This is a genomic window from Mesorhizobium oxytropidicola, assembly GCF_056174625.1.
On the sequence record NZ_CM149692.1, the window covers coordinates 6,600,415 to 6,626,490 of the forward strand.

The window sequence follows — 26,076 nt, forward strand, 5'->3', positions numbered from 1 at the left end:
GCGTGTAGGTCCAGGCGCCGGTGGCGGATCGATGACGAAGGAGCCATAGCTGCCGGTGGTGTCGCCCGAATAGGTCTGGTGGTCGCCATTGTCGACGTCGGAGGCCTGGACCTGGCCGGTCGCCGTCAGCTGCGTGTCTTCCGTGACCGAGCCGGTCTGGACGCCGGAGGTGATCACCGGGCCGTCATTGGTGCCGTTGATGGTGATGGTGACGTCCTGCGTGGTGGTGGCGCCAAAATCGTCGGTGACGGTGACCGTGAAGGTGTCGGTGTGGCTCTCGCCCTGGGCGAGGTTCTGGTGGGCGGCATTGTCGAGTGTGTAGGTCCAGGCGCCGGTGGCGGGATCGATGACGAAGGAGCCATAGCTGCCGGTGTTGTCGCCCGAATAGGTCTGGTGGTCGCCATTGTCGACGTCGGAGGCCTGGACCTGGCCGGTCGCCGTCAGCTGCGTGTCTTCCGTGACCGAGCCGGTCTGGACGCCGGAGGTGATCACCGGGCCGTCATTGGTGCCGTTGATGGTGATGGTGACGTCCTGCGTGGTGGTGGCGCCAAAATCGTCGGTGACGGTGACCGTGAAGGTGTCGGTGTGGCTCTCGCCCTGGGCGAGGTTCTGGTGGGCGGCATTGTCGAGTGTGTAGGTCCAGGCGCCGGTGGCGGGATCGATGACGAAGGAGCCATAGCTGCCGGTGTTGTCGCCCGAATAGGTCTGGTGGTCGCCATTGTCGACGTCGGAGGCCTGGACCTGGCCGGTCGCCGTCAGCTGCGTGTCTTCCGTGACCGAGCCGGTCTGGACGCCGGAGGTGATCACCGGGCCGTCATTGGTGCCGTTGATGGTGATGGTGACGTCCTGCGTGGTGGTGGCGCCAAAATCGTCGGTGACGGTGACCGTGAAGGTGTCGGTGTGGCTCTCGCCCTGGGCGAGGTTCTGGTGGGCGGCATTGTCGAGCGTGTAGGTCCAGGCGCCGGTGGCGGGATCGATGACGAAGGAGCCATAGCTGCCGGTGTTGTCGCCCGAATAGGTCTGGTGGTCGCCATTGTCGACGTCGGAGGCCTGGACCTGGCCGGTCGCCGTCAGCTGCGTGTCTTCCGTGACCGAGCCGGTCTGGACGCCGGAGGTGATCACCGGGCCGTCATTGGTGCCGTTGATGGTGATGGTGACGTCCTGCGTGGTGGTGGCGCCAAAATCGTCGGTGACGGTGACCGTGAAGGTGTCGGTGTGGCTCTCGCCCTGGGCAAGGTTCTGGTGGGCGGCATTGTCGAGTGTGTAGGTCCAGGCGCCGGTGGCGGGATCGATGACGAAGGAGCCATAGCTGCCGGTGGTGTCGCCCGAATAGGTCTGGTGGTCGCCATTGTCGACGTCGGAGGCCTGGACCTGGCCGGTCGCCGTCAGCTGCGTGTCTTCCGTGACCGAGCCGGTCTGGACGCCGGAGGTGATCACCGGGCCGTCATTGGTGCCGTTGATGGTGATGGTGACGTCCTGCGTGGTGGTGGCGCCAAAATCGTCGGTGACGGTGACCGTGAAGGTGTCGGTGTGGCTCTCGCCCTGGGCGAGGTTCTGGTGGGCGGCATTGTCGAGTGTGTAGGTCCAGGCGCCGGTGGCGGGATCGATGACGAAGGAGCCATAGCTGCCGGTGTTGTCGCCCGAATAGGTCTGGTGGTCGCCATTGTCGACGTCGGAGGCCTGGACCTGGCCGGTCGCCGTCAGCTGCGTGTCTTCCGTGACCGAGCCGGTCTGGACGCCGGAGGTGATCACCGGGCCGTCATTGGTGCCATTGATGGTGATGGTGACGTCCTGCGTGGTGGTGGCGCCAAAATCGTCGGTGACGGTGACCGTGAAGGTGTCGGTGTGGCTCTCGCCCTGGGCGAGGTTCTGGTGGGCGGCATTGTCGAGCGTGTAGGTCCAGGCGCCGGTGGCGGGATCGATGACGAAGGAGCCATAGCTGCCGGTGGTGTCGCCCGAATAGGTCTGGTGGTCGCCATTGTCGACGTCGGAGGCCTGGACCTGGCCGGTCGCCGTCAGCTGCGTGTCTTCCGTGACCGAGCCGGTCTGGACGCCGGAGGTGATCACCGGGCCGTCATTGGTGCCGTTGATGGTGATGGTGACGTCCTGCGTGGTGGTGGCGCCAAAATCGTCGGTGACGGTGACCGTGAAGGTGTCGGTGTGGCTCTCGCCCTGGGCGAGGTTCTGGTGGGCGGCATTGTCGAGTGTGTAGGTCCAGGCGCCGGTGGCGGGATCGATGACGAAGGAGCCATAGCTGCCGGTGTTGTCGCCCGAATAGGTCTGGTGGTCGCCATTGTCGACGTCGGAGGCCTGGACCTGGCCGGTCGCCGTCAGCTGCGTGTCTTCCGTGACCGAGCCGGTCTGGACGCCGGAGGTGATCACCGGGCCGTCATTGGTGCCGTTGATGGTGATGGTGACGTCCTGCGTGGTGGTGGCGCCAAAATCGTCGGTGACGGTGACCGTGAAGGTGTCGGTGTGGCTCTCGCCCTGGGCAAGGTTCTGGTGGGCGGCATTGTCGAGTGTGTAGGTCCAGGCGCCGGTGGCGGATCGATGACGAAGGAGCCATAGCTGCCGGTGGTGTCGCCCGAATAGGTCTGGTGGTCGCCATTGTCGACGTCGGAGGCCTGGACCTGGCCGGTCGCCGTCAGCTGCGTGTCTTCCGTGACCGAGCCGGTCTGGACGCCGGAGGTGATCACCGGGCCGTCATTGGTGCCGTTGATGGTGATGGTGACGTCCTGCGTGGTGGTGGCGCCAAAATCGTCGGTGACGGTGACCGTGAAGGTGTCGGTGTGGCTCTCGCCCTGGGCGAGGTTCTGGTGGGCGGCATTGTCGAGTGTGTAGGTCCAGGCGCCGGTGGCGGGATCGATGACGAAGGAGCCATAGCTGCCGGTGTTGTCGCCCGAATAGGTCTGGTGGTCGCCATTGTCGACGTCGGAGGCCTGGACCTGGCCGGTCGCCGTCAGCTGCGTGTCTTCCGTGACCGAGCCGGTCTGGACGCCGGAGGTGATCACCGGGCCGTCATTGGTGCCATTGATGGTGATGGTGACGTCCTGCGTGGTGGTGGCGCCAAAATCGTCGGTGACGGTGACCGTGAAGGTGTCGGTGTGGCTCTCGCCCTGGGCGAGGTTCTGGTGGGCGGCATTGTCGAGCGTGTAGGTCCAGGCGCCGGTGGCGGGATCGATGACGAAGGAGCCATAGCTGCCGGTGGTGTCGCCCGAATAGGTCTGGTGGTCGCCATTGTCGACGTCGGAGGCCTGGACCTGGCCGGTCGCCGTCAGCTGCGTGTCTTCCGTGACCGAGCCGGTCTGGACGCCGGAGGTGATCACCGGGCCGTCATTGGTGCCGTTGATGGTGATGGTGACGTCCTGCGTGGTGGTGGCGCCAAAATCGTCGGTGACGGTGACCGTGAAGGTGTCGGTGTGGCTCTCGCCCTGGGCGAGGTTCTGGTGGGCGGCATTGTCGAGTGTGTAGGTCCAGGCGCCGGTGGCGGGATCGATGACGAAGGAGCCATAGCTGCCGGTGTTGTCGCCCGAATAGGTCTGGTGGTCGCCATTGTCGACGTCGGAGGCCTGGACCTGGCCGGTCGCCGTCAGCTGCGTGTCTTCCGTGACCGAGCCGGTCTGGACGCCGGAGGTGATCACCGGGCCGTCATTGGTGCCGTTGATGGTGATGGTGACGTCCTGCGTGGTGGTGGCGCCAAAATCGTCGGTGACGGTGACCGTGAAGGTGTCGGTGTGGCTCTCGCCCTGGGCGAGGTTCTGGTGGGCGGCATTGTCGAGCGTGTAGGTCCAGGCGCCGGTGGCGGGATCGATGACGAAGGAGCCATAGCTGCCGGTGTTGTCGCCCGAATAGGTCTGGTGGTCGCCATTGTCGACGTCGGAGGCCTGGACCTGGCCGGTCGCCGTCAGCTGCGTGTCTTCCGTGACCGAGCCGGTCTGGACGCCGGAGGTGATCACCGGGCCGTCATTGGTGCCGTTGATGGTGATGGTGACGTCCTGCGTGGTGGTGGCGCCAAAATCGTCGGTGACGGTGACCGTGAAGGTGTCGGTGTGGCTCTCGCCCTGGGCAAGGTTCTGGTGGGCGGCATTGTCGAGTGTGTAGGTCCAGGCGCCGGTGGCGGGATCGATGACGAAGGAGCCATAGCTGCCGGTGGTGTCGCCCGAATAGGTCTGGTGGTCGCCATTGTCGACGTCGGAGGCCTGGACCTGGCCGGTCGCCGTCAGCTGCGTGTCTTCCGTGACCGAGCCGGTCTGGACGCCGGAGGTGATCACCGGGCCGTCATTGGTGCCGTTGATGGTGATGGTGACGTCCTGCGTGGTGGTGGCGCCAAAATCGTCGGTGACGGTGACCGTGAAGGTGTCGGTGTGGCTCTCGCCCTGGGCGAGGTTCTGGTGGGCGGCATTGTCGAGTGTGTAGGTCCAGGCGCCGGTGGCGGGATCGATGACGAAGGAGCCATAGCTGCCGGTGGTGTCGCCCGAATAGGTCTGGTGGTCGCCATTGTCGACGTCGGAGGCCTGGACCTGGCCGGTCGCCGTCAGCTGCGTGTCTTCCGTGACCGAGCCGGTCTGGACGCCGGAGGTGATCACCGGGCCGTCATTGGTGCCATTGATGGTGATGGTGACGTCCTGCGTGGTGGTGGCGCCAAAATCGTCGGTGACGGTGACCGTGAAGGTGTCGGTGTGGCTCTCGCCCTGGGCGAGGTTCTGGTGGGCGGCATTGTCGAGCGTGTAGGTCCAGGCGCCGGTGGCGGGATCGATGACGAAGGAGCCATAGCTGCCGGTGGTGTCGCCCGAATAGGTCTGGTGGTCGCCATTGTCGACGTCGGAGGCCTGGACCTGGCCGGTCGCCGTCAGCTGCGTGTCTTCCGTGACCGAGCCGGTCTGGACGCCGGAGGTGATCACCGGGCCGTCATTGGTGCCGTTGATGGTGATGGTGACGTCCTGCGTGGTGGTGGCGCCAAAATCGTCGGTGACGGTGACCGTGAAGGTGTCGGTGTGGCTCTCGCCCTGGGCGAGGTTCTGGTGGGCGGCATTGTCGAGTGTGTAGGTCCAGGCGCCGGTGGCGGGATCGATGACGAAGGAGCCATAGCTGCCGGTGTTGTCGCCGAATAGGTCTGGTGGTCGCCATTGTCGACGTCGGAGGCCTGGACCTGGCCGGTCGCCGTCAGCTGCGTGTCTTCCGTGACCGAGCCGGTCTGGACGCCGGAGGTGATCACCGGGCCGTCATTGGTGCCGTTGATGGTGATGGTGACGTCCTGCGTGGTGGTGGCGCCAAAATCGTCGGTGACGGTGACCGTGAAGGTGTCGGTGTGGCTCTCGCCCTGGGCGAGGTTCTGGTGGGCGGCATTGTCGAGTGTGTAGGTCCAGGCGCCGGTGGCGGATCGATGACGAAGGAGCCATAGCTGCCGGTGTTGTCGCCCGAATAGGTCTGGTGGTCGCCATTGTCGACGTCGGAGGCCTGGACCTGGCCGGTCGCCGTCAGCTGCGTGTCTTCCGTGACCGAGCCGGTCTGGACGCCGGAGGTGATCACCGGGCCGTCATTGGTGCCGTTGATGGTGATGGTGACGTCCTGCGTGGTGGTGGCGCCAAAATCGTCGGTGACGGTGACCGTGAAGGTGTCGGTGTGGCTCTCGCCCTGGGCAAGGTTCTGGTGGGCGGCATTGTCGAGTGTGTAGGTCCAGGCGCCGGTGGCGGGATCGATGACGAAGGAGCCATAGCTGCCGGTGGTGTCGCCCGAATAGGTCTGGTGGTCGCCATTGTCGACGTCGGAGGCCTGGACCTGGCCGGTCGCCGTCAGCTGCGTGTCTTCCGTGACCGAGCCGGTCTGGACGCCGGAGGTGATCACCGGGCCGTCATTGGTGCCGTTGATGGTGATGGTGACGTCCTGCGTGGTGGTGGCGCCAAAATCGTCGGTGACGGTGACCGTGAAGGTGTCGGTGTGGCTCTCGCCCTGGGCGAGGTTCTGGTGGGCGGCATTGTCGAGCGTGTAGGTCCAGGCGCCGGTGGCGGGATCGATGACGAAGGAGCCATAGCTGCCGGTGGTGTCGCCCGAATAGGTCTGGTGGTCGCCATTGTCGACGTCGGAGGCCTGGACCTGGCCGGTCGCCGTCAGCTGCGTGTCTTCCGTGACCGAGCCGGTCTGGACGCCGGAGGTGATCACCGGGCCGTCATTGGTGCCGTTGATGGTGATGGTGACGTCCTGCGTGGTGGTGGCGCCAAAATCGTCGGTGACGGTGACCGTGAAGGTGTCGGTGTGGCTCTCGCCCTGGGCGAGGTTCTGGTGGGCGGCATTGTCGAGTGTGTAGGTCCAGGCGCCGGTGGCGGGATCGATGACGAAGGAGCCATAGCTGCCGGTGTTGTCGCCCGAATAGGTCTGGTGGTCGCCATTGTCGACGTCGGAGGCCTGGACCTGGCCGGTCGCCGTCAGCTGCGTGTCTTCCGTGACCGAGCCGGTCTGGACGCCGGAGGTGATCACCGGGCCGTCATTGGTGCCGTTGACGGTGATGGTGACGTCCTGCGTGGTGGTGGCGCCAAAATCGTCGGTGACGGTGACCGTGAAGGTGTCGGTGTGGCTCTCGCCCTGGGCGAGGTTCTGGTGGGCGGCATTGTCGAGCGTGTAGGTCCAGGCGCCGGTGGCGGGATCGATGACGAAGGAGCCATAGCTGCCGGTGGTGTCGCCCGAATAGGTCTGGTGGTCGCCATTGTCGACGTCGGAGGCCTGGACCTGGCCGGTCGCCGTCAGCTGCGTGTCTTCCGTGACCGAGCCGGTCTGGACGCCGGAGGTGATCACCGGGCCGTCATTGGTGCCGTTGATGGTGATGGTGACGTCCTGCGTGGTGGTGGCGCCAAAATCGTCGGTGACGGTGACCGTGAAGGTGTCGGTGTGGCTCTCGCCCTGGGCGAGGTTCTGGTGGGCGGCATTGTCGAGCGTGTAGGTCCAGGCGCCGGTGGCGGGATCGATGACGAAGGAGCCATAGCTGCCGGTGGTGTCGCCCGAATAGGTCTGGTGGTCGCCATTGTCGACGTCGGAGGCCTGGACCTGGCCGGTCGCCGTCAGCTGCGTGTCTTCCGTGACCGAGCCGGTCTGGACGCCGGAGGTGATCACCGGGCCGTCATTGGTGCCGTTGACGGTGATGGTGACGTCCTGCGTGGTGGTGGCGCCAAAATCGTCGGTGACGGTGACCGTGAAGGTGTCGGTGTGGCTCTCGCCCTGGGCGAGGTTCTGGTGGGCGGCATTGTCGAGCGTGTAGGTCCAGGCGCCGGTGGCGGGATCGATGACGAAGGAGCCATAGCTGCCGGTGGTGTCGCCCGAATAGGTCTGGTGGTCGCCATTGTCGACGTCGGAGGCCTGGACCTGGCCGGTCGCCGTCAGCTGCGTGTCTTCCGTGACCGAGCCGGTCTGGACGCCGGAGGTGATCACCGGGCCGTCATTGGTGCCGTTGATGGTGATGGTGACGTCCTGCGTGGTGGTGGCGCCAAAATCGTCGGTGACGGTGACCGTGAAGGTGTCGGTGTGGCTCTCGCCCTGGGCGAGGTTCTGGTGGGCGGCATTGTCGAGCGTGTAGGTCCAGGCGCCGGTGGCGGGATCGATGACGAAGGAGCCATAGCTGCCGGTGTTGTCGCCCGAATAGGTCTGGTGGTCGCCATTGTCGACGTCGGAGGCCTGGACCTGGCCGGTCGCCGTCAGCTGCGTGTCTTCCGTGACCGAGCCGGTCTGGACGCCGGAGGTGATCACCGGGCCGTCATTGGTGCCGTTGATGGTGATGGTGACGTCCTGCGTGGTGGTGGCGCCAAAATCGTCGGTGACGGTGACCGTGAAGGTGTCGGTGTGGCTCTCGCCCTGGGCGAGGTTCTGGTGGGCGGCATTGTCGAGTGTGTAGGTCCAGGCGCCGGTGGCGGGATCGATGACGAAGGAGCCATAGCTGCCGGTGTTGTCGCCGAATAGGTCTGGTGGTCGCCATTGTCGACGTCGGAGGCCTGGACCTGGCCGGTCGCCGTCAGCTGCGTGTCTTCCGTGACCGAGCCGGTCTGGACGCCGGAGGTGATCACCGGGCCGTCATTGGTGCCGTTGATGGTGATGGTGACGTCCTGCGTGGTGGTGGCGCCAAAATCGTCGGTGACGGTGACCGTGAAGGTGTCGGTGTGGCTCTCGCCCTGGGCGAGGTTCTGGTGGGCGGCATTGTCGAGCGTGTAGGTCCAGGCGCCGGTGGCGGGATCGATGACGAAGGAGCCATAGCTGCCGGTGGTGTCGCCCGAATAGGTCTGGTGGTCGCCATTGTCGACGTCGGAGGCCTGGACCTGGCCGGTCGCCGTCAGCTGCGTGTCTTCCGTGACCGAGCCGGTCTGGACGCCGGAGGTGATCACCGGGCCGTCATTGGTGCCGTTGACGGTGATGGTGACGTCCTGCGTGGTGGTGGCGCCAAAATCGTCGGTGACGGTGACCGTGAAGGTGTCGGTGTGGCTCTCGCCCTGGGCAAGGTTCTGGTGGGCGGCATTGTCGAGTGTGTAGGTCCAGGCGCCGGTGGCGGGATCGATGACGAAGGAGCCATAGCTGCCGGTGTTGTCGCCCGAATAGGTCTGGTGGTCGCCATTGTCGACGTCGGAGGCCTGGACCTGGCCGGTCGCCGTCAGCTGCGTGTCTTCCGTGACCGAGCCGGTCTGGACGCCGGAGGTGATCACCGGGCCGTCATTGGTGCCGTTGATGGTGATGGTGACGTCCTGCGTGGTGGTGGCGCCAAAATCGTCGGTGACGGTGACCGTGAAGGTGTCGGTGTGGCTCTCGCCCTGGGCGAGGTTCTGGTGGGCGGCATTGTCGAGCGTGTAGGTCCAGGCGCCGGTGGCGGGATCGATGACGAAGGAGCCATAGCTGCCGGTGTTGTCGCCCGAATAGGTCTGGTGGTCGCCATTGTCGACGTCGGAGGCCTGGACCTGGCCGGTCGCCGTCAGCTGCGTGTCTTCCGTGACCGAGCCGGTCTGGACGCCGGAGGTGATCACCGGGCCGTCATTGGTGCCGTTGATGGTGATGGTGACGTCCTGCGTGGTGGTGGCGCCAAAATCGTCGGTGACGGTGACCGTGAAGGTGTCGGTGTGGCTCTCGCCCTGGGCAAGGTTCTGGTGGGCGGCATTGTCGAGTGTGTAGATCCAGGCGCCGGTGGCGGGATCGATGACGAAGGAGCCATAGCTGCCGGTGGTGTCGCCCGAATAGGTCTGGTGGTCGCCATTGTCGACGTCGGAGGCCTGGACCTGGCCGGTCGCCGTCAGCTGCGTGTCTTCCGTGACCGAGCCGGTCTGGACGCCGGAGGTGATCACCGGGCCGTCATTGGTGCCGTTGATGGTCACCGTCAGGCTGGAGTTCGATGAGCCGCCATGGTTGTCGGCGTTGGTGTAGCTGAAGACGTCGGTGACGCTGGCACCCTCGGCCAACGCCTGCACCGAGGCCTTGGAGTTGTCGAGCGTGTAGGTGTAGGTGCCGTCGCTGTTGAGGTGCAGCGTGCCGTAGGTGCCGGCAATGTCGGCGCCGACATTGCCGGCCGAACCGTTGACGGCGGTGACGCTGTGGGTATCGCCCGTGTCGACATCGGTGTCGTTGGTCAGCACATTGCCGCTGACCGGATTGGGCGCGGTGTCCTCTTTCACCGAATTGGTGTCGGCAACCGCGATCGGGCCGTCATTGGTGCCATTGACGGTGATGGTCAGGCTGGAGCTCGATGAGCCGCCATGGTTGTCGGCATTGGTGTAGGTGAAGACGTCGGTGACGCTGGCACCCTCGGCCAGTGCCTGCACCGAGGCCTTGGAGTTGTCGAGCGTGTAGGTGTAGGTGCCGTTGCTGTTGAGGTGCAGCGTGCCGTAGGTGCCGGCAATGTCGGCGCCGACATTGCCACCCGACCCGTTGACGGCAGTGACGCTGTGGGTATCGCCCGTGTCGACGTCGGTGTCGTTGGTCAGCACATTGCCGCTGACCGGATTGGGCGCGGTGTCCTCTTTCACCGAATTGGTGTCGGCAACCGCGATCGGGCCGTCATTGGTGCCATTGACGGTGATGGTCAGGCTGGAGTTCGATGAGCCGCCATGATTGTCGGCGTTGGTGTAGCTGAAGACGTCGGTGACGCTGGCACCCTCGGCCAACGCCTGCACCGAGGCCTTGGAGTTGTCGAGCGTGTAGGTGTAGGTGCCGTCGCTGTTGAGGTGCAGCGTGCCGTAGGTGCCGGCAATGTCGGCGCCGACATTGCCGGCCGAACCGTTGACGGCGGTGACGCTGTGGGTATCGCCCGTGTCGACATCGGTGTCGTTGGTCAGCACATTGCCGCTGACCGGATTGGGCGCGGTGTCCTCTTTCACCGAATTGGTGTCGGCAACCGCGATCGGGCCGTCATTGGTGCCATTGACGGTGATGGTCAGGCTGGAGTTCGATGAGCCGCCATGATTGTCGGCGTTGGTGTAGCTGAAGACGTCGGTGACGCTGGCACCCTCGGCCAACGCCTGCACCGAGGCCTTGGAGTTGTCGAGCGTGTAGGTGTAGGTGCCGTTGCTGTTGAGGTGCAGCGTGCCATAGGTGCCGGCAATGTCGGCGCCGACATTGCCACCCGACCCGTTGACGGCGGTGACGCTGTGGGTATCGCCCGTGTCGACATCGGTGTCGTTGGTCAGCACATTGCCGCTGACCGGATTGGGCGCGGTGTCCTCTTTCACCGAATTGGTGTCGGCAACCGCGATCGGGCCGTCATTGGTGCCATTGACGGTGATGGTCAGGCTGGAGCTCGACGAGCCGCCATGGTTGTCGGCGTTGGTGTAGGTGAAGACGTCGGTGACGCTGGCGCCCTCGGCCAGTGCCTGCACCGAGGCCTTGGAGTTGTCGAGCGTGTAGGTGTAGGTGCCGTTGCTGTTGAGGTGCAGCGTGCCATAGGTGCCGAGCAAGTCGGCGCCGACATTGCCACCCGACCCGTTGACGGCGGTGACGCTGTGGGTATCGCCCGTGTCGACATCGGTGTCGTTGGTCAGCACATTGCCGCTGACCGGATTGGGCGCGGTGTCCTCTTTCACCGAATTGGTGTCGGCAACCGCGACCGGGCCGTCATTGGTGCCGTTGACGGTGATGGTCAGGTTGGCGGTCGATGAGCCGCCATGGTTGTCGGCGTTGGTGTAGCTGAAGACGTCGGTGACGCTGGTGCCCTCGGCCAGCGCCTGCACCGAGGCCTTGGAGTTGTCGAGCGTGTAGGTGTAGGTACCGTTGCTGTTGAGGTGCAGCGTGCCGTAGGTGCCGAGCAAGTCGGCGCCGACATTGCCGGCCGAACCGTTGACAGCACTAACCGTGTGGGTATCGCCAGTGTCGACATCGGTGTCGTTGGTCAGCACATTGCCGCTGACCGGATTGGGCGCGGTGTCCTCTTTTACTGAATTGACATTAGCAATGGCGACTGGCGCGTCATTGGTGCCAGTAATATTGACGACGATGTTATAACTCACCGTTCCGTCAGCCGACTTCACGGTCAGAGTATCCGTAACGGGCTGGCCCTGGGTCAGCGGGTCGGCGAGAGTCTGGTTGAGCGTATAGGCCCACACGCCAGTTGTGGTGTCGAAGGTGAAGGTGCCATAGGTGCCCTGCAGGCTTGGGGGAGCCTGGAAATGGTTCTGGCCGACATCGGGGTCGGTGATGATCAGCTGTCCGTGCGCGTTGGGGTCATTCAGCGTGCCATTGGCAACGCCGCCGGCCTCCACCACAGTCAGGTCGGCGCCAGGAACGGCGGTGATGATCGCGCCGTCATTGGTGCCTTGAATGTTGACCGACACGCTGGCCCAGCTCAGCGTTCCACTGCCGAGCTTGATCGCATAGGTGAAGGTCTCGTTGATCTGATCGCCCGCACCCATGGCCTGCAGGCTCGCGAAGCCATGTGCCGCCAGATACCCGCTAAGGTCCATCTCGACCTTGCCGTTGTTGATGCGGATGGAAACCCCGCCACCGATGCTTTCCCAGGCTGAAACGCCGGTTGCCTGAACGTCCTGAGACGTCAGGTCGATCGGCGCGTATTGCTTCGTGGCCGTCGAAGCGGAAACCCCGTCGTCCACCGAGAAGAGCGACTTTGCGTTTCCACCCTGATCGTTGGCCATCACATCTAGAACTATGATGGTTTGGGAACCTGACGCGAGGACGACCGTATCCTCGGTGAGATTGAAAACGTCATCGTTCGCCTGCGGCGTGTTTGAGAAAGACACTGTGGTTCCACCCGCATCGGCGATTTTAGAAGCCATTTTCAACCCCTTTGTTGTTTAAGAACAGACGCCCCATCTGCTTCATTGACAGTACTGAACGACCGGCTCTTTCCAGTCGAAGAATAGCCGGCGAATCTGGGCAGGCATGAATTGTCGCCGTCATCCAGACACGCCGACGCACTTGGAACAGCCGCGTTAAGCTGGCTATTCACGGGCGGATATTGTCTCGATGCTGGTCGGCGCGACTACACTGGTCGTCGCGCTGCGTTCCCTACCCAAATTACATCGTCCAACTCGTGGTTATTGGCCACGAACTTTAGATGTCCCTTATATTAGGAGATTATTAACTCTCTCGGCAGGGAAGGGTCAACATCCAAATTGATGGAACAGTTAATAGTCGAACATAGAGGGGCCAGAGTCATCCAGACCCGGCTGCGAGATCGATCGAGCGCACGCCGGATATGAGCCAAGCGCGGCGGAACATGCGGGGCAGCGTGACGAGAGCCCGCCAGCGCACCAACTGCCATACTGCCGGACCTTGATCGCCGTGACGAGGCGGAACAGACCCGCCTTTGCGCACGCCGTTCTACGCTGCAGCCACTCTCTCTTTAGGCCTTACTTCATGGGAGACATGGGCGCAGATCGAACTTGTCAGATCGGAGATGGAGAATGCCAGTTCAGTGGAAGTGAGATACGGATACAAGAACAATTTCCGATAGCGAAAGTCGTCACCAAAGCTACGCTAACGCTGCCGTTTGTATCCCCGTCATTCCCACTCGATCGTACCCGGCGGCTTCGACGTCACGTCGTAGACGACGCGGTTGATGCCGCGGACTTCGTTGATGATGCGCGTGGCGGCAGCGCCCAGGAAGGCCATGTCGTAGTGGTAGAAATCCGCCGTCATACCGTCGACCGAGGTGACGGCGCGCAGCGCGCAGACGAATTCGTAGGTGCGGCCGTCGCCCATCACGCCGACCGTCTGCACCGGCAAGAGCACGGCGAAGGCCTGCCAGATAGCGTCGTAGAGGCCGGCCTTGCGGATTTCGTCGAGATAGATGGCGTCGGCTTCGCGCAGGATCTCCAGCTTTTCCCGCGTAATGCCGCCGGGGCAGCGTATGGCAAGGCCAGGACCCGGGAACGGATGGCGGCCGATGAAGCTTTCGGGCAGGCCGAGCTCCTTGCCGAGCGCCCTCACCTCGTCCTTGAACAGTTCGCGCAGCGGCTCGACGAGCTGCATGTTCATGCGCTCGGGCAGGCCGCCGACATTGTGGTGCGACTTGATGGTCACCGACGGACCGCCGGTGAAGGAGACGCTTTCGATGACGTCGGGATAAAGCGTGCCTTGCGCCAGGAAATCGGCGCCGCCGAGTTTTTTGGCCTCTTCCTCGAACACTTCGATGAACAGCCGGCCGATGGTCTTGCGCTTCTTCTCGGGATCAACCTCGCCTTCCAGCGCCGAGATGAATTTTTCCGAGGCATCGACCAGGATCAGCGGCAGATTGTAGTGCTGGCGGAACATCGCCACCACGCCCGCCGCCTCGTCCTTGCGCATCAGGCCATGATCGACCAGGATGCAGGTGAGCTGGTCGCCGACCGCCTCGTGGATCAGCAGCGCCGCAACCGAGGAGTCCACGCCGCCCGACAGCGCGCAGATAACCTTGCCCTTGCCGACCTGCTTGCGGATGGCCTCGACCGCGTGTTCGCGGTAGGCGCGCATCGTCCAGTCGCCCTCGATGCCGGCGATGTTGTGGACGAAGTTCCTGAGCAGCCTCGCGCCATCGGGCGTATGCACCACCTCGGGGTGGAACATGATGCCGTACATCTTGCGCTCGACATTGCCGAAGATGGCGAAGGGCGAGCTTTCCGACTTGCCAAAAACCTGAAAACCCGGCGGCAAGGCGATGACGCGATCGCCGTGGCTCATCCACACCTGGTGGCGCTGACCGGTGGCCCACAGGCCCTCGAACAGCGGGCTGTCCTTCTCGATCTCGACGAAGGCGCGGCCGAATTCACGATGGTTGGAGCTTTCGGCGACACCGCCCATCTGCACGCACATCGCCATCTGGCCATAGCAGATGCCGAGTACCGGCACGCCGGCATCGAAGACGATCTGCGGCGCGCGCGGGCTGCCGATATCCGATGTCGAGGCCGGACCGCCGGACAGGATCACCGCTTTTGGATTGATGCGCTTGAACGCGGCTTCGGCCGACTGGAACGGCACGATCTCGGAAAAGACGCCGGCCTCGCGGATGCGGCGGGCGATGAGCTGCGTAAACTGGCTGCCGAAATCGACAATCAGGACGGTGTCGGGATGATTGGCTGTTGTCATGGCGAGCGTTTAGAGAAAGAAATGAGTCGACGCAATGGGTTACAAAGCCGCGCCGTTCACTGAACGCCGGCCTTTTTATCGCCGGCGTCCGCCTGCCCGGCATCGAGTGTCCGCAAAGCATCCATCAGCGCCGCGAACCGCTGCTGGCCGATGCGCTCGACATAGCCATGCTCGATCTGGAGCTTGATGCGGTCGCCGTCGCGCAAGGCATCCAGACCCATGCGCGTGTAGCCGACAAGCTTGCCGCGCCCGTCTCGCGGATCGGGCAGACGCTGCACCACGCCCTCCGCCTCCAGACCGTCGAGCAATTGTTGGACCGCCTGCTTGGAGATTGCCGAACGTTCGATCAGCGCCGCCTGACGAATGCCGCCGCGGGGGATATGCCCTAGCAGCCCCGCGCGCGCTTCGGTGAACCAGCCGTGGCCGGCGGTGCGCATCGCGGCAGCGAATTCGGCCTGCCAGGCACGGCTTGCCTGCCACAGGCGCCAGCCGACGTGGTCGGGCAGCACTTCGGTTTTTTCGTCAAGCTCCTTGACCACTTTATTACGACTCCATATAGTCAAGATACTTGACGATCTTGCTTGCGTCGAGCGCTTTCGAACTCGAACCTTTGGACAGGGATAATGACAATTCTGCACAAGGATACGCTGGCCATTATCATGATCGGCACCACGCATGTCGTCGACATGGGCGGCAAGAGCGCCTTCATCCACTACGAAACCGGGGACCGGGCGCACATGCTGCTGCCGGACGGCACCCGTTTCCATGGACTTTGGACACTGCAGGACGATGGCTACAAGGTCGAATGGCGGGACGGCCCCACCGGCTCCTGGAAACTCGATCACACACCGGGAGCCATCGACTATGTCGATGCGACCGGCATTGTGCGCGGGCGCATCTCGCGCATCGATTTCGGCGATCCGCAGAGCCTCGCGGCTTGATCCTTGTTGCGATCAGGCGCCGAGCAGTCCGTCACTGACCGCCTGTTCGAGCCGCCCGACGGCGTCGGCGAGCTTTTCGTCGATGACGTGCAGATATTCGGTCCAGTCGCCGACATGCCGGAGATCGGCCGCGCCGTCGGAAATGCCGCGCAGCCCGATGAGGGGAACATTGAACAGCTGGCAGGCGCGCAGGCAGGCGAAGGTCTCCATGTCGACCATGTCGGCTGCGATTGCATCATAGGCAGCGCCGGTGATGACGGCGCCGCCGGTCGACAGCGTGGCTTGCTTGATTTCAGGAATACGAAACGGCAGCGGCACAGTCACCGGCAGGTCGAGAAACGGTGTTGCGCCCTTCTCGAAACCCAGCGGCGAGGCGTCGATGTCGCGATAGCTGACGGAGACGGCCTGATAGATTTCGGTCTGTTCCAGGGTCCGGCTGCCGGCTGAACCGAGCGATACGACGAGGTCCGGCAGGGCCTTTTCCGATTTAAGCCAGGACAGCTCGGCGCCGAGCCGGACGGCTGCCTCGACCGGGCCGACGCCGGTCATCAGCGGCGTGAACAGTTTTTGCAGATGCGGCCCATATTCGGCCAGCGCCGCCATGACAAAGAGGACGTCCTTGCCGCCAATTCGGGTAATGTTGGCCATCAGCCTGCAATCCCGTCGCGGCCAACCACCGTCATCATCGTCCCCGTCATGGTGGCAATCAGCTTGGCCTCGCCATCGGCGGCGAAGGCATAGGCCTGGCCGTCGGCAACGATGATGGTGCGGCCGGGCTTGGTCACCGAGCCACGGAACAGGAAACGTTCGCCCCTGCCCGGCGCCAGGAGATTGACCTTGAATTCGATGGTCAGCACGCCGGAATTTTCCGGCATCAGGGAAAAGGCCGCGTAGCCGCAGGCCGAGTCCAGCGCCGTCGAGATGACACCGGCATGCAGGAAGCCGTGCTGCTGGGTCAGCGCCGCCGAATAGGGCATCTCGATCTCGATGATGCCGGGGGTCACCAATGTCAGCTCGGCGCCGATCGTCGCCATCGCCTGCTGACGCGCGAAGGACGCCCTGACGCGATCCTCATAGTCCGGAGCCGGTACGATCTTTGCTGCCATCGCAATTGCCTTCACGTTTGCCGGGAAAGCTTATCGCAGAGGGATCGGCGGCAGGCAATCTCAATTGCTGCACTGCAACAATCCGCCTCGCCGGCCGTCACGCGTCGAGTGGCCGGGGATTCGGCGGATCTCAACTGGTCCGGCGCAGCGCGCAGAAATAGAACCCGTCCGTTCCGCTCAGCAATGGCGACAGTGAGATATCACCGGCGGAGCCGATCCGCGCGGCTGCCTCGTGGCCCGGAAAATGGCCGTCCCACAAACTTCGATGATCGACGGGCGCAAAGCCTTTGTGCCGCTCGCGAAACGCCGCGATCTGCTCGCCATTCTCCTCGTCGAACACCGAGCAGGTGATGTAGACCAGCAGACCGCCGGGTTTGACATACAGTTTGGCGGCATCGAGGATCGCCGACTGTTCGCCCTTGCGGGCGTCGAGCTGCCTTTGCGTCAGCCGCCATTTGGCATCGGGGCGGCGGCGCCAGGTGCCGCTGCCGGTGCAGGGTGCGTCGACCAGCACGATGTCCATGTGGTTGGCGAGCGGCGCGAGTTCGGCCGGCTTGGTGACGACCTGCACATTGCGGTTTTCCGAGCGGCGGATGCGGTCGAAGATTGGCGCCAGCCGCGCCTTTTCGGCATCGTGGGCGAAGATCTGGCCGCGATTGTCCATCGAAGCCGACAGCGCCAGCGTCTTGCCGCCGGCGCCGGCGCAGAAGTCGAGCACCTGCATACCGGCCTCGGCGCCGGCAAGTGTCGCCGCTATTTGCGAGCCCTCGTCCTGGACCTCGAACCAGCCTTTCTGAAAGGCCGGCTCGGACTGCACGTTGGGGTGCCTGCCGTCGCCGTCGATGGGCGGAATGCGGATGCCGAGCGGCGCGATGCGCGCGGCCTGCGCCCCTGTATCGGCCAGTTCCTTGAGGACCTTGGCGCGATCGGCCTGCAGCGTGTTGACCCTTATGTCGAGCGGCGGGCGTGTCGCCAGCGCCGCGCCCTCCCCAACCCATGTCTCGCCAAAAGCCCGTTCGAAAAGCGGTTCGCACCAATCGGGAATGTCGGCCCGCACCGCGGGCGGCGCGTCGGCAAGCTGGCGACCGGCGACCGTTTGGAGCTCGGTTGCGCTGAGCAGCGGCGGCGCGAACTTGTCGCCGTCGAGCGCGTCGTTGAGCGACAGCGCCGTCTGGCCCCATTCGAGCAGCAATGCGCCGAAGCCGATGGCGCGTGGCGTGTCTTCGCCGAGCAGCCAGCCGGCGGAGCGCTTGTGGCGCAGCGCGTCGTAGACGATGTTGCCGATCGCGGCGCGATCACCGCCGCCGGCGAAGCGGTGCGACAGGCCCCAATCCTTCAGCGCATCGGCCACCGGCCGGTGACGCCGGCCAATGTCCTCCAGCACTTCGATGGCCGCAGCCAGCCGTCCGCCCAGTCGCATCGGTCATTCCATCAAATCGAGATCTATCGCCTGCTCTTAGAGCCTTTCGCGTCCGGATTGAACCCCGCTCCATCTGCGACGAAGAGGCAGCCTTAAATCTGTCCGATCGATAAATATCGCGGGCTGGCAACAGCAGATCGATCAATAGATGCAAGGTCTCTAATGTTTGCAACTGGCGACCGCAAGCATGGCTTGTGGCGCAACCGCTCTGCTTTCCAAGTTTTTGCGTTGGGAATACTCTTTACACCATGATTCGCGGCGCGGAAAACGTGGACCGGCGGATCGCTACGAGGAGAGGGCAATGAAAACTTATCTGGCGGAAGTTCTAGGCACATTTCTGTTGGTGTTCATCGGCACGGCGTCGGTGGTGACGGGCGGCTTTGGCGGCGCGCTGCCGCTCGGTCAGGAAGGCATCGGTCTGGCATTCGGCATCGGCCTCATCGCGGCCGCTTACGCGATCGGTCCGATTTCGGGCGCGCATCTCAATCCGGCGGTGACGCTCGGCGTCTTCCTTGCCGGCCGGCTGCCGGCCAAGGACGTCATCCCCTACTGGATCGCGCAGATCATCGGCGCCATCCTGGCTTCGCTGGCACTGTGGATCATCGTTTCCGGCCAAGCCGGCGGTCACACCGGCGGCTTCGGCGCCAATGGCTGGGACGTGGCGAAATGGGGCATGAGCTCGGCCTTCCTGTGGGAATTGATCGGCACCTTCACCTTCGTCACGGTGATCCTCGGCGTGACCGCTGAAAAGCACTCGACGGCGTTTGCCGGCCTGGTCATCGGCCTGACGCTGGCCGGCATTCACTTCGCCATGATCCCGGTCACCGGCACCTCGGTCAATCCGGCCCGCTCCATCGGCCCGGCGCTGTTCACCGGCGGTGCCGCGCTCAGCCAGCTCTGGCTGTTCATTGTCGCACCGCTGATCGGCGGCGCCATCGCCGGCGTCGTCGCCAAGGCGCGCATCTTCGAGAAGGATTGATTTTCGAAGCTGAAAATGCAAAAGGCGCGGGTCATGGCCCGCGCCTTTTTGTTGAGTGGAGAAAACTTCGCCTTGATCAGCCGGCGATGTCGAAGCGGTCGGCGTTCATCACCTTTGTCCAGGCCACGACGAAGTCTTTCGCAAACTTCGCCTTGGCGTCCACCGTCGCATAGACTTCGGCCAGCGCACGCAGCTGCGAATGCGAACCGAAGATCAGGTCGGCACGGGTGCCGGTCCACTTGACTGCGCCGGTCTTGCGGTCGCGGCCTTCGAACACGTCCTTGGCATCTGACGTCGCCTTCCACTCCGTGCCCATGTCGAGCAGGTTGACGAAGAAGTCGTTGCTCAGCGTTTCCGGCTTGTTGGTGAAGACGCCGTGCTTGGACTGCCCGGCATTGGCGCCGAGAACGCGCAGGCCACCGACGAGAACGGTCAGTTCCGGCGCCGTCAGCGTCAGCAACTGCGCGCGGTCGACCAGCGCCTCCTCGACGGTCAGGCGCTGCTTGCCGCCGACATAGTTGCGGAAGCCGTCAACCGTCGGCTCCAGCGGCGCGAAGGAGTGGATGTCGGTCTGCTCCTGCGAAGCATCCATGCGGCCCGGCCAGAAGGGAACGTCGACACTGTGGCCGGCTGCCTTCGCGGCCTTCTCGATGGCCGCGTTGCCGCCGAGAACGATCAGGTCGGCAAGCGAGACCTTCTTGCTGCCGGCCTGCGCAGCGTTGAAGTCCTTGGCGATGGCTTCGAGCTTGTCGAGCACCTTGGCCAGCTCGGCCGGCTGGTTGACCGCCCAGTCCTTCTGCGGGCTGAGACGGATGCGCGCGCCATTGGCGCCGCCGCGCTTGTCGGAACCACGGAATGTCGAGGCCGATGCCCATGCCGTCGAGACCAGCTGCGACACCGACAGGCCGGAGGCCAGGATCTTGGCCTTGAGCGCTTCGGCGTCCTGCTCGTCGATCAGCACATGATCGACCGCCGGGATGATGTCCTGCCAGGGCAGCTCTTCCTTCGGAACCAACGGGCCGAGATAGCGGGCGACCGGGCCCATGTCGCGGTGGGTCAGCTTGTACCAGGCGCGGGCGAAAGCGTCGGCGAACTGATCCGGATTCTCATGGAAGCGCTTCGAGATCGTTGCGTAGGACGGATCGAAACGCAGCGCGAGGTCGGTGGTCAGCATAGACGGTGCGTGGCGCTTGGCCGAGTTGTGTGCGTCCGGCACCGTGCCGGCGCCCGCGCCACCCTTCGGCGTCCACTGATGCGCGCCGGCCGGGCTCTTGGTCAGCTCCCAGTCGAAGCCGAATAGATTGTCAAAGAAGTTGTTGCTCCATTTGGTCGGCGTCGTCGTCCAAATGACTTCCAGACCGCTGCCGATGGCGTCACCGCCCTTACCGGTGCCGAATTTGCTCGCCCAGCCAAGGCCCTGCTGCTCGATGTCGGCGCCTTCCGGCTCGACACCCACCAGGCTCGCATCGCCGGCACCATGGGTCTTGCCGAACGTATGGCCCCCGGCGATGAGCGCGACCGTCTCCTCGTCGTTCATCGCCATGCGCGCGAATGTGTCCCTGATATCGCGCGCCGCGGCCAGCGGATCCGGATTGCCGTTCGGCCCTTCCGGGTTGACGTAGATCAGGCCCATCTGCACGGCGCCGAGCGGGTTCTGCAGGTCGCGGTCGCCGCTGTAGCGCTCGTCTGCCAGCCACTTGCCTTCGGGGCCCCAATAGACGTCCTGCTCGGGCTCCCAGACATCGGCACGGCCGCCGGCAAAGCCGAAGGTCTTGAAGCCCATCGATTCCAGCGCGACGTTGCCGGTGAGGATCAGAAGGTCGGCCCAGGAGATCTTGCGGCCATATTTCTGTTTGATCGGCCACAAGAGCCGGCGGGCCTTGTCGAGGTTGACGTTGTCCGGCCAGCTGTTGAGCGGCGCGAAACGCTGCTGGCCGGCTCCGGCGCCGCCGCGACCGTCGGCGATGCGGTAGGTGCCGGCGCTGTGCCAGGCCATGCGGATGAACAGCGGCCCGTAATGGCCAAAGTCGGCCGGCCACCACTCCTGCGAATCCGTCATCAGCGCATGCAGGTCCTTGATGACGGCGTCGAGGTCGAGGCTTTTGAATTCCTCGGCATAGTCGAATGCCTCGCCCATCGGGTCGGACAGGGACGACTGCTGGTGCAGGATCTGCACGTTCAGCTGGTTCGGCCACCAGTCACGATTGGCCCTGCCAACGGCTCCGTGCGCGACCGGGCATTTGCCCGCGCTTTTGTCATCGGTGTTCGCGTCCATCTTCAGTCTCCGATTTTGCCGAGTTTTGATCTTTGCCAAGATTTTGGGGGCGGCTCATCGGCCGCACCATCTTGGAATGATTCCAGACTAGGCCGCATTCACGATAAAAACAAATTGCCTTTCCTGTTCATTTCGATAGGATTTTCTTATGATCGGATTGACAGTTCGCCAGATGCATTATTTCGACGCGCTGGCGCAGACGCTGCATTTCGGGCGTGCGGCAAAACTCGCCGGTGTCAGCCAACCGGCACTATCCTCGCAGATCGCGGAAATGGAACAGCGGCTGAACTGTCGGCTGTTCGAACGCGGCGGCAAGTCGGTGCGCATGACCGACGAAGCGATCGCGCTTTTGCCGCGCATCGAACGCATCCTGGCCGACATACGCGACGTCGAAACCACGGCCCGGCGCGGCCGGACCGCCATGGAGGGGCGTTTCCGGCTGGGCATCATCCCGACCGTCGCGCCCTATCTTTTGCCGCGCGCTTTGCCCGAACTGAAAAAGCATTTCCCGGCCTTGCTGCTCGAATTGCGCGAGGCGGTCACCGCCTCTCTGGTCGAGGACATCGCCTCGCGAAAGCTCGACGCTTTCATCGCGGCGCTTCCGCTCGATCATCCCGGCCTGATTACCGAGGCGCTGTTTTCCGACCGGTTCTTCCTCGCCGTGCCGGCGGGCGATCCGGCCTTCGCCTCGCCGCCGGTTCCGCCCGAAAGCCCGGCGCTGGAACGACTGATGCTGCTGGAGGAAGGCCATTGCCTACGCGAACAGGCGCTCGCCGTGTGCGGCAATGTGCGGCCGGTGGCGATGGCCAGCTATGGCGCCACCAGCCTGACCACGCTGTTGCAAATGGTGGCGCACGGGCTCGGCGTAACGCTGATCCCCGAAATGGCCACGGGGCCTGCCGGCACCATCTCCGATCTCAAGATCGTGCCGTTCCAGGAGCCGATGCCGCAACGCATGATCTGCCTTGCCTGGCGGCGCAACAATGCAAGGCATGGCGAGTGTGTCGAACTCGCCAAGATCATCCGCAGCCTCGGCGCGGCGGTGCTGGCGGCGTGAGGGCGTCACAGAACCCGGGACAGAAACTTGCGGGTTCGCGGCGATTTCGAGTTGGCGATCATCTCGCGCTCCAGATGACTTAGGAGGCCGTCGCATTATCTGCGATGGCGCGAGTCTCGTTCTGGCGTGAACGCACCATAAAATAGAATGCGGTGACGTGCGTGATCATGAGCAACGGCACGTAGATGACGGGGATGGCGTAGGTGGCGCCAAACAATCCTGCATGGGCAGGGAGATCGGCCTGGATGGCTTGGTAATAATCGACGATGAGGTCGACTATCCCAATGACATTGAAGGCAACGATGAAAAACCAAAACAGCGGGCGTATCCTCACCGTGAGCAGCGCCAGTAAGGCCAGCACTCCTGTTGCGAAGTCGCCATAGGCGGCAAAGGTGGCGAAGCTGGCGGGCAGATCGGGGCTGACGACGCCCGGAAGGATGAAGACGAGCCCGAAAAAGCGGAAACTGTGCAGCGTGGCAATGGCGCGTTGCGCCGCGACCCCGTCCATCGAGCTCAGCCAGGGCCAGATGTACGCGCTGAAGCAAAGCAGCCACGCGACATAACCCAGAACGAGATGGGTCTGGAAAAGGATTTCCGTCGACATTGTGGTCTCCTGTCAGCTGTTGGTCGATGCGGCCTCGAACACCGCGGTCAGGATGCCGAGCCGGCCTTCCATGAGATTTCGTCCCAAATTGGCTGCAAGCTCGGCGAAGTCCGGCCCCATCACCACGCCAAGATTTGGCGAAGGCGGCGGACCCGACGCGCGCAACTGGGCGAACCAGGCCTTGGCGGCCTCAGTGTCGTCTTGCCATGCCAGCATGCGGAAGCCTGCCGGTTCGATCGTCTCCCGCGTCGCGTCGATCGTCAGCAGGAAGCTTGTCGCCGGCGTCCGCGCCCAGGGAAGCGGATAGTGCGGCTCGCCGCCGCCCAGCACGACGTCAAAGGTGGCAAACCTGCCGCCTGACTTCAGCACGCGCCGAAGCTCGCGGTAGAGCCGCGCCCGGTCGAAGATGTTCATCGCCACATGCTGAAGCAGCACGATGTCGAAACGACCGTCATCGAATGGAAGCTCCAGGGCGTTGGCGGCCTGGAACGACAATTGCTCGCTCTGTCCCGTGCGCTCGGTCAGATAGCGCGCGGCGTCCACGAAAGGCTCGCTGAGGTCCACGCCGGTAACCTGACAGCCATAGGTCGCAGCCAGAAAGCGCGCCGGCCCGCCGACACCCGAGCCGACATCCAGAACCGACATGCCAGCGGCGATCCCCGCCAATTGGGCAAGCTCGGCAGTGGCAGCAAGCCCACGGGTGTGAAACTGGTCGAGGGTACCCAATTGCTGCGGTGTGAGAGGCTGATCTTCCGGGCCGAGAGCAGCCAGCACCGTCTTCAGCCGCTCAGTTAGGCCGGTCGCGCGATAATGGTCGCGCACGCCATCAAGTTCATCGGTCATGGCAAGATGCCTCCTGTCTTCAGACTCTTACCTAAGCCCGCTTCCATCGTTCGACTATCCGCTGTAATCACAACAACCCATGAAGCAGAACTACACAATCCGGCATGGGGCGCTGGAGGGCGTCGAGGTGTTCCTGGCTGTCGCCAGGCACCGCAATTTCCGCCGCGCCGCCGCCGATCTCGGCGTGACGCCATCCGCCGTGAGCCAGACGGTGCGCGCGCTGGAAGCGCGGCTTGGTGCGGCGCTGTTTGTCCGCACGACGCGCAGCGTCGGCCTCACCGAGGCCGGTCAGCGCTTCCTCGACCGTGCCGGCCCTGCCTTCGAGGAGATTGTCGCGGCCGGCGAGGCCGCGCGTGATGTCGGCCAGCGGCCGACCGGCCTGCTGCGCTTGTCCGTACCGCGTGCCGTCGTGCCGTTGATCCTGGAGCCGGTGATCGCGTCGTTCTGCCAGGCCTATCCCGAAGTCGAACTGGAGATCGCGGCGAGCGACGAGATGGTCGATCTGGCGACCGGCGGGTTCGATGCCGGCATCCGCCTTGGCCAGTTCATCGCCACCGACATGGTCGCGGTGCGGCTGACCCCGTCATTCTCGTTCGTCGTCGTCGGCAGCCCTGACTATCTCGAGCGCCATGGCCGCCCCGAGCGTGTCGACGACTTGCGCCACCACGCCTGCTTGCGCCTGCGCCGTTCGAACGGCGCCATCGCGCCCTGGACGTTCGTCGACGGCAACGAGGCGATCGAGGCCATGGTCTCAGGCCCGCTGATCGCGCATGACTACCCGACATTGCTCGGGGCCGCGATGCGTGGGATCGGGCTGGCGCAGATCCCTCGGCCCGTCGCCGAAGGTCCGATAGGCCAGGGAAAACTCGAGCCAGTGCTGGACACCATCGCCGCGACGGCGCCGGGCGTCTTCCTCTATCATCCCGGCAAGCGCCAGATCCTGCCGAAGCTGCGCGCCTTCATCGACCACCTCAAATCCGGGGTCTGAGATAGCGAAGGATGCCGCCTCTGGCGCTTCGCTTGCACCAAAGCTCTCATGGTATAAATATCAGAAATACATAAGTAAAAAATACTACAAGATGGACCATTCCGGTCAAGAACGTCGTTCTTTCAGTGCTGAAGCTTACATTGCATATGAAAAGCGCCAAGGCCAAAAGGACCGCATCAGCAGCCGGCAGCCCCAGGGTCAGTCCTCTCCCGGTCAGCAGGCTGGCGGCTGCGACTCCCGGTATGGTCAGGCCGATCGTGGCGCAAGCCGAACCCATCGCGACATTCAAGCCGCGCTGCAGCTCGTTGTTGAGTGAAGCGCGCACCGCCGAAATGGCCTCCGGCATCAACACCAGCCCCGCGATCATTGCCCCCACAATGCTGTCAGCCTGGGTCACCTGGTAGGCAACGAGCGTATCTTCGACGCTTGCCGCGACCTGTTCGGCGAGCATGACAATTCCGATCAGCCCGGCCATCAACAGAAGAGCGCTGGCAAAGATGCTCCCGTGAGGCGCAGCGCGCACCGAAACGTCGTGTGGTTGTCCCTGGGTAAAGTCTTCCCGGTGCCGGACGGTCTGCGCGAACACGAAGCTTGCATAGAGCAGCACTGAAAGGACGCTGACGAAACCGAGTTGGGCTGCCGAAAACGTGCCGGGATCCGTGGTCTGGGTGTAGGTCGGCAGAATAAGCGTCATGACGGTCAGCGCGATCAGAACCGCCAGATAGGCACTGGTCCCTTGCCGCAGGATGGCCTGCTTGCGATGACGCCAGCCGCCAAGCGCGAGACACATGCCGACAACGCCGGTGGATGTGATCATCACCGTCGAGAAGACGGACTCCCGTGCCAGCGTCGGGTTGTTCTCCCCATGCAGCATCATGGAAACAATGATCGACACTTCGATTGCCGTGACGGCAAACGTCAGCACCAGCGTGCCGTACGGCTCCCCTACCCGCCGAGCTACCGCCTCGGCGTGGTCGAGCACCACGAAAATGGTGACGAACATGATCGCACACGACAGCGCACCGACAAGGATCCTGGCGTTCAGCGAACCCTGGTCCACCGACAGCCCACTGGCTCTGACGGCGACAGCCATCGCTAGCGCAGCGAGGGGCATCGCGTAGGAAATCGCCGATCGTCCGAAACCAGTCATTCAAGCTCCCATATGTTTCTGCGAACCTTGCGGAAAGCCTGTGGGGAGCGCCTCAGCCAATGTCATCGCAAAGCCGGCAAGCCCATCACCCGGCGTTCGATTCCGGCAAACGACACCGACCCGCTGCTCCTGAAGATGCAGCAAGGTCGCGCGACCTTGGCATTGTTGAGCGCAATGA

At 63.9% G+C, this 26,076-nt stretch carries 14 protein-coding genes and 4 pseudogenes; 4 read left to right on the top strand and 14 right to left on the bottom strand.

What is annotated here, in order from left to right; translation table 11 throughout:
- Positions 1–84: 84 nt before the first annotated feature.
- From AC0V8S_RS32905 to AC0V8S_RS32935, 7 genes and pseudogenes are all read right to left on the bottom strand, one after another.
- Positions 85–2,490: pseudogene (locus tag AC0V8S_RS32905) on the bottom strand (beta strand repeat-containing protein); the annotation flags it as partial.
- On the bottom strand, positions 2,379–5,072 hold the full coding sequence (locus tag AC0V8S_RS32910; protein ID WP_475438743.1) for a beta strand repeat-containing protein: 2,694 nt from the start codon (positions 5,070–5,072) through the stop codon (positions 2,379–2,381). The pseudogene AC0V8S_RS32905 and the gene AC0V8S_RS32910, both read right to left, overlap by 112 nt.
- Before the next feature lie 83 nt (positions 5,073–5,155).
- Positions 5,156–5,326, bottom strand: a pseudogene (locus AC0V8S_RS32915) (VCBS domain-containing protein); the annotation flags it as partial.
- Positions 5,327–5,436: 110 nt separating this feature from the next.
- Positions 5,437–7,905 (bottom strand): annotated as a pseudogene (locus AC0V8S_RS32920) (beta strand repeat-containing protein); the annotation flags it as partial.
- A gap of 83 nt (positions 7,906–7,988) precedes the next feature.
- Positions 7,989–12,245 (bottom strand): annotated as a pseudogene (locus AC0V8S_RS32925) (beta strand repeat-containing protein); the annotation flags it as partial.
- A 727-nt stretch (positions 12,246–12,972) separates the two neighbouring features.
- Complete coding sequence (guaA, locus tag AC0V8S_RS32930; RefSeq protein ID WP_475435712.1) at positions 12,973–14,535, bottom strand: glutamine-hydrolyzing GMP synthase; 1,563 nt, start codon at positions 14,533–14,535, stop codon at positions 12,973–12,975.
- A 56-nt stretch (positions 14,536–14,591) separates the two neighbouring features.
- The gene (locus AC0V8S_RS32935) at positions 14,592–15,074 is read right to left on the bottom strand and encodes a MarR family winged helix-turn-helix transcriptional regulator (RefSeq protein ID WP_183456691.1); all 483 of its coding nucleotides are present in this window, start codon (positions 15,072–15,074) and stop codon (positions 14,592–14,594) included.
- 84 nt (positions 15,075–15,158) lie between these two features.
- On the opposite strand from AC0V8S_RS32935, the gene AC0V8S_RS32940 reads away from it, so the two are divergent.
- The gene (locus tag AC0V8S_RS32940; RefSeq protein ID WP_183456689.1) at positions 15,159–15,476 is read left to right on the top strand and encodes a hypothetical protein; all 318 of its coding nucleotides are present in this window, start codon (positions 15,159–15,161) and stop codon (positions 15,474–15,476) included.
- A 12-nt stretch (positions 15,477–15,488) separates the two neighbouring features.
- Here the strand turns inward: AC0V8S_RS32940 and AC0V8S_RS32945 are convergent, their stop codons facing one another.
- The 3 genes from AC0V8S_RS32945 to AC0V8S_RS32955 form a co-directional block, all read right to left on the bottom strand.
- Positions 15,489–16,124 (bottom strand): 5'-methylthioadenosine/S-adenosylhomocysteine nucleosidase, encoded by a 636-nt coding sequence (locus AC0V8S_RS32945; protein ID WP_183456687.1) that lies wholly within the window; start codon positions 16,122–16,124, stop codon positions 15,489–15,491.
- Positions 16,124–16,582 (bottom strand): PaaI family thioesterase, encoded by a 459-nt coding sequence (locus tag AC0V8S_RS32950; RefSeq protein WP_023686843.1) that lies wholly within the window; start codon positions 16,580–16,582, stop codon positions 16,124–16,126. Before AC0V8S_RS32950 ends, AC0V8S_RS32945 begins: the two co-directional genes overlap by 1 nt.
- A 130-nt stretch (positions 16,583–16,712) precedes the next feature.
- Positions 16,713–18,002, bottom strand: coding sequence for an RsmB/NOP family class I SAM-dependent RNA methyltransferase (locus AC0V8S_RS32955; RefSeq protein ID WP_475435717.1), 1,290 nt, complete (start codon positions 18,000–18,002; stop codon positions 16,713–16,715).
- 301 nt (positions 18,003–18,303) lie between these two features.
- Between AC0V8S_RS32955 and AC0V8S_RS32960 the strand changes: the two genes are divergently transcribed.
- Positions 18,304–18,981, top strand: a complete 678-nt coding sequence (locus AC0V8S_RS32960; protein ID WP_095197998.1) for an MIP family channel protein — start codon at positions 18,304–18,306, stop codon at positions 18,979–18,981.
- Between the two features lie 76 nt (positions 18,982–19,057).
- On the opposite strand, the gene katG is transcribed toward AC0V8S_RS32960, so the two are convergent.
- On the bottom strand, positions 19,058–21,256 hold the full coding sequence (gene katG, locus AC0V8S_RS32965; RefSeq protein ID WP_475435720.1) for a catalase/peroxidase HPI: 2,199 nt from the start codon (positions 21,254–21,256) through the stop codon (positions 19,058–19,060).
- Between the two features lie 148 nt (positions 21,257–21,404).
- On the opposite strand from katG, the gene AC0V8S_RS32970 reads away from it, so the two are divergent.
- Entirely contained in the window at positions 21,405–22,313 is a 909-nt protein-coding gene (locus AC0V8S_RS32970) for a hydrogen peroxide-inducible genes activator (protein WP_475435721.1), read from the top strand.
- 79 nt (positions 22,314–22,392) lie between these two features.
- Here the strand turns inward: AC0V8S_RS32970 and AC0V8S_RS32975 are convergent, their stop codons facing one another.
- Positions 22,393–22,917 carry a hypothetical protein gene (locus AC0V8S_RS32975; RefSeq protein WP_475435723.1) on the bottom strand — a complete coding sequence of 175 codons (525 nt, stop codon included), beginning with the start codon at positions 22,915–22,917 and terminating at the stop codon, positions 22,393–22,395.
- A 12-nt stretch (positions 22,918–22,929) separates the two neighbouring features.
- Positions 22,930–23,760, bottom strand: a complete 831-nt coding sequence (locus AC0V8S_RS32980; RefSeq protein ID WP_475435724.1) for a class I SAM-dependent methyltransferase — start codon at positions 23,758–23,760, stop codon at positions 22,930–22,932.
- 79 nt (positions 23,761–23,839) lie between these two features.
- On the opposite strand from AC0V8S_RS32980, the gene AC0V8S_RS32985 reads away from it, so the two are divergent.
- A complete protein-coding gene (locus AC0V8S_RS32985) occupies positions 23,840–24,748 on the top strand; it encodes a LysR family transcriptional regulator (protein ID WP_475435726.1) in 909 nt (302 codons plus the stop codon).
- A gap of 46 nt (positions 24,749–24,794) precedes the next feature.
- Here the strand turns inward: AC0V8S_RS32985 and AC0V8S_RS32990 are convergent, their stop codons facing one another.
- The gene (locus AC0V8S_RS32990; RefSeq protein ID WP_183456671.1) at positions 24,795–25,898 is read right to left on the bottom strand and encodes a calcium:cation antiporter; all 1,104 of its coding nucleotides are present in this window, start codon (positions 25,896–25,898) and stop codon (positions 24,795–24,797) included.
- Positions 25,899–26,076 lie beyond the last annotated feature (178 nt).

Coding starts and splice junctions, on each gene's coding strand:
- AC0V8S_RS32990 (WP_183456671.1), bottom strand. CDS start 25,898: ATGACTGGTTTCGGACGATCGGCGATTTCCTACGCGATGCCCCTCGCT.
- guaA (WP_475435712.1), bottom strand. CDS start 14,535: ATGACAACAGCCAATCATCCCGACACCGTCCTGATTGTCGATTTCGGC.
- AC0V8S_RS32945 (WP_183456687.1), bottom strand. CDS start 16,124: ATGGCCAACATTACCCGAATTGGCGGCAAGGACGTCCTCTTTGTCATG.
- AC0V8S_RS32950 (WP_023686843.1), bottom strand. CDS start 16,582: ATGGCAGCAAAGATCGTACCGGCTCCGGACTATGAGGATCGCGTCAGG.
- AC0V8S_RS32940 (WP_183456689.1), top strand. CDS start 15,159: ATGACAATTCTGCACAAGGATACGCTGGCCATTATCATGATCGGCACC.
- AC0V8S_RS32955 (WP_475435717.1), bottom strand. CDS start 18,002: ATGCGACTGGGCGGACGGCTGGCTGCGGCCATCGAAGTGCTGGAGGAC.
- AC0V8S_RS32960 (WP_095197998.1), top strand. CDS start 18,304: ATGAAAACTTATCTGGCGGAAGTTCTAGGCACATTTCTGTTGGTGTTC.
- katG (WP_475435720.1), bottom strand. CDS start 21,256: ATGGACGCGAACACCGATGACAAAAGCGCGGGCAAATGCCCGGTCGCG.
- AC0V8S_RS32980 (WP_475435724.1), bottom strand. CDS start 23,760: ATGACCGATGAACTTGATGGCGTGCGCGACCATTATCGCGCGACCGGC.
- AC0V8S_RS32985 (WP_475435726.1), top strand. CDS start 23,840: ATGAAGCAGAACTACACAATCCGGCATGGGGCGCTGGAGGGCGTCGAG.
- AC0V8S_RS32970 (WP_475435721.1), top strand. CDS start 21,405: ATGATCGGATTGACAGTTCGCCAGATGCATTATTTCGACGCGCTGGCG.
- AC0V8S_RS32975 (WP_475435723.1), bottom strand. CDS start 22,917: ATGTCGACGGAAATCCTTTTCCAGACCCATCTCGTTCTGGGTTATGTC.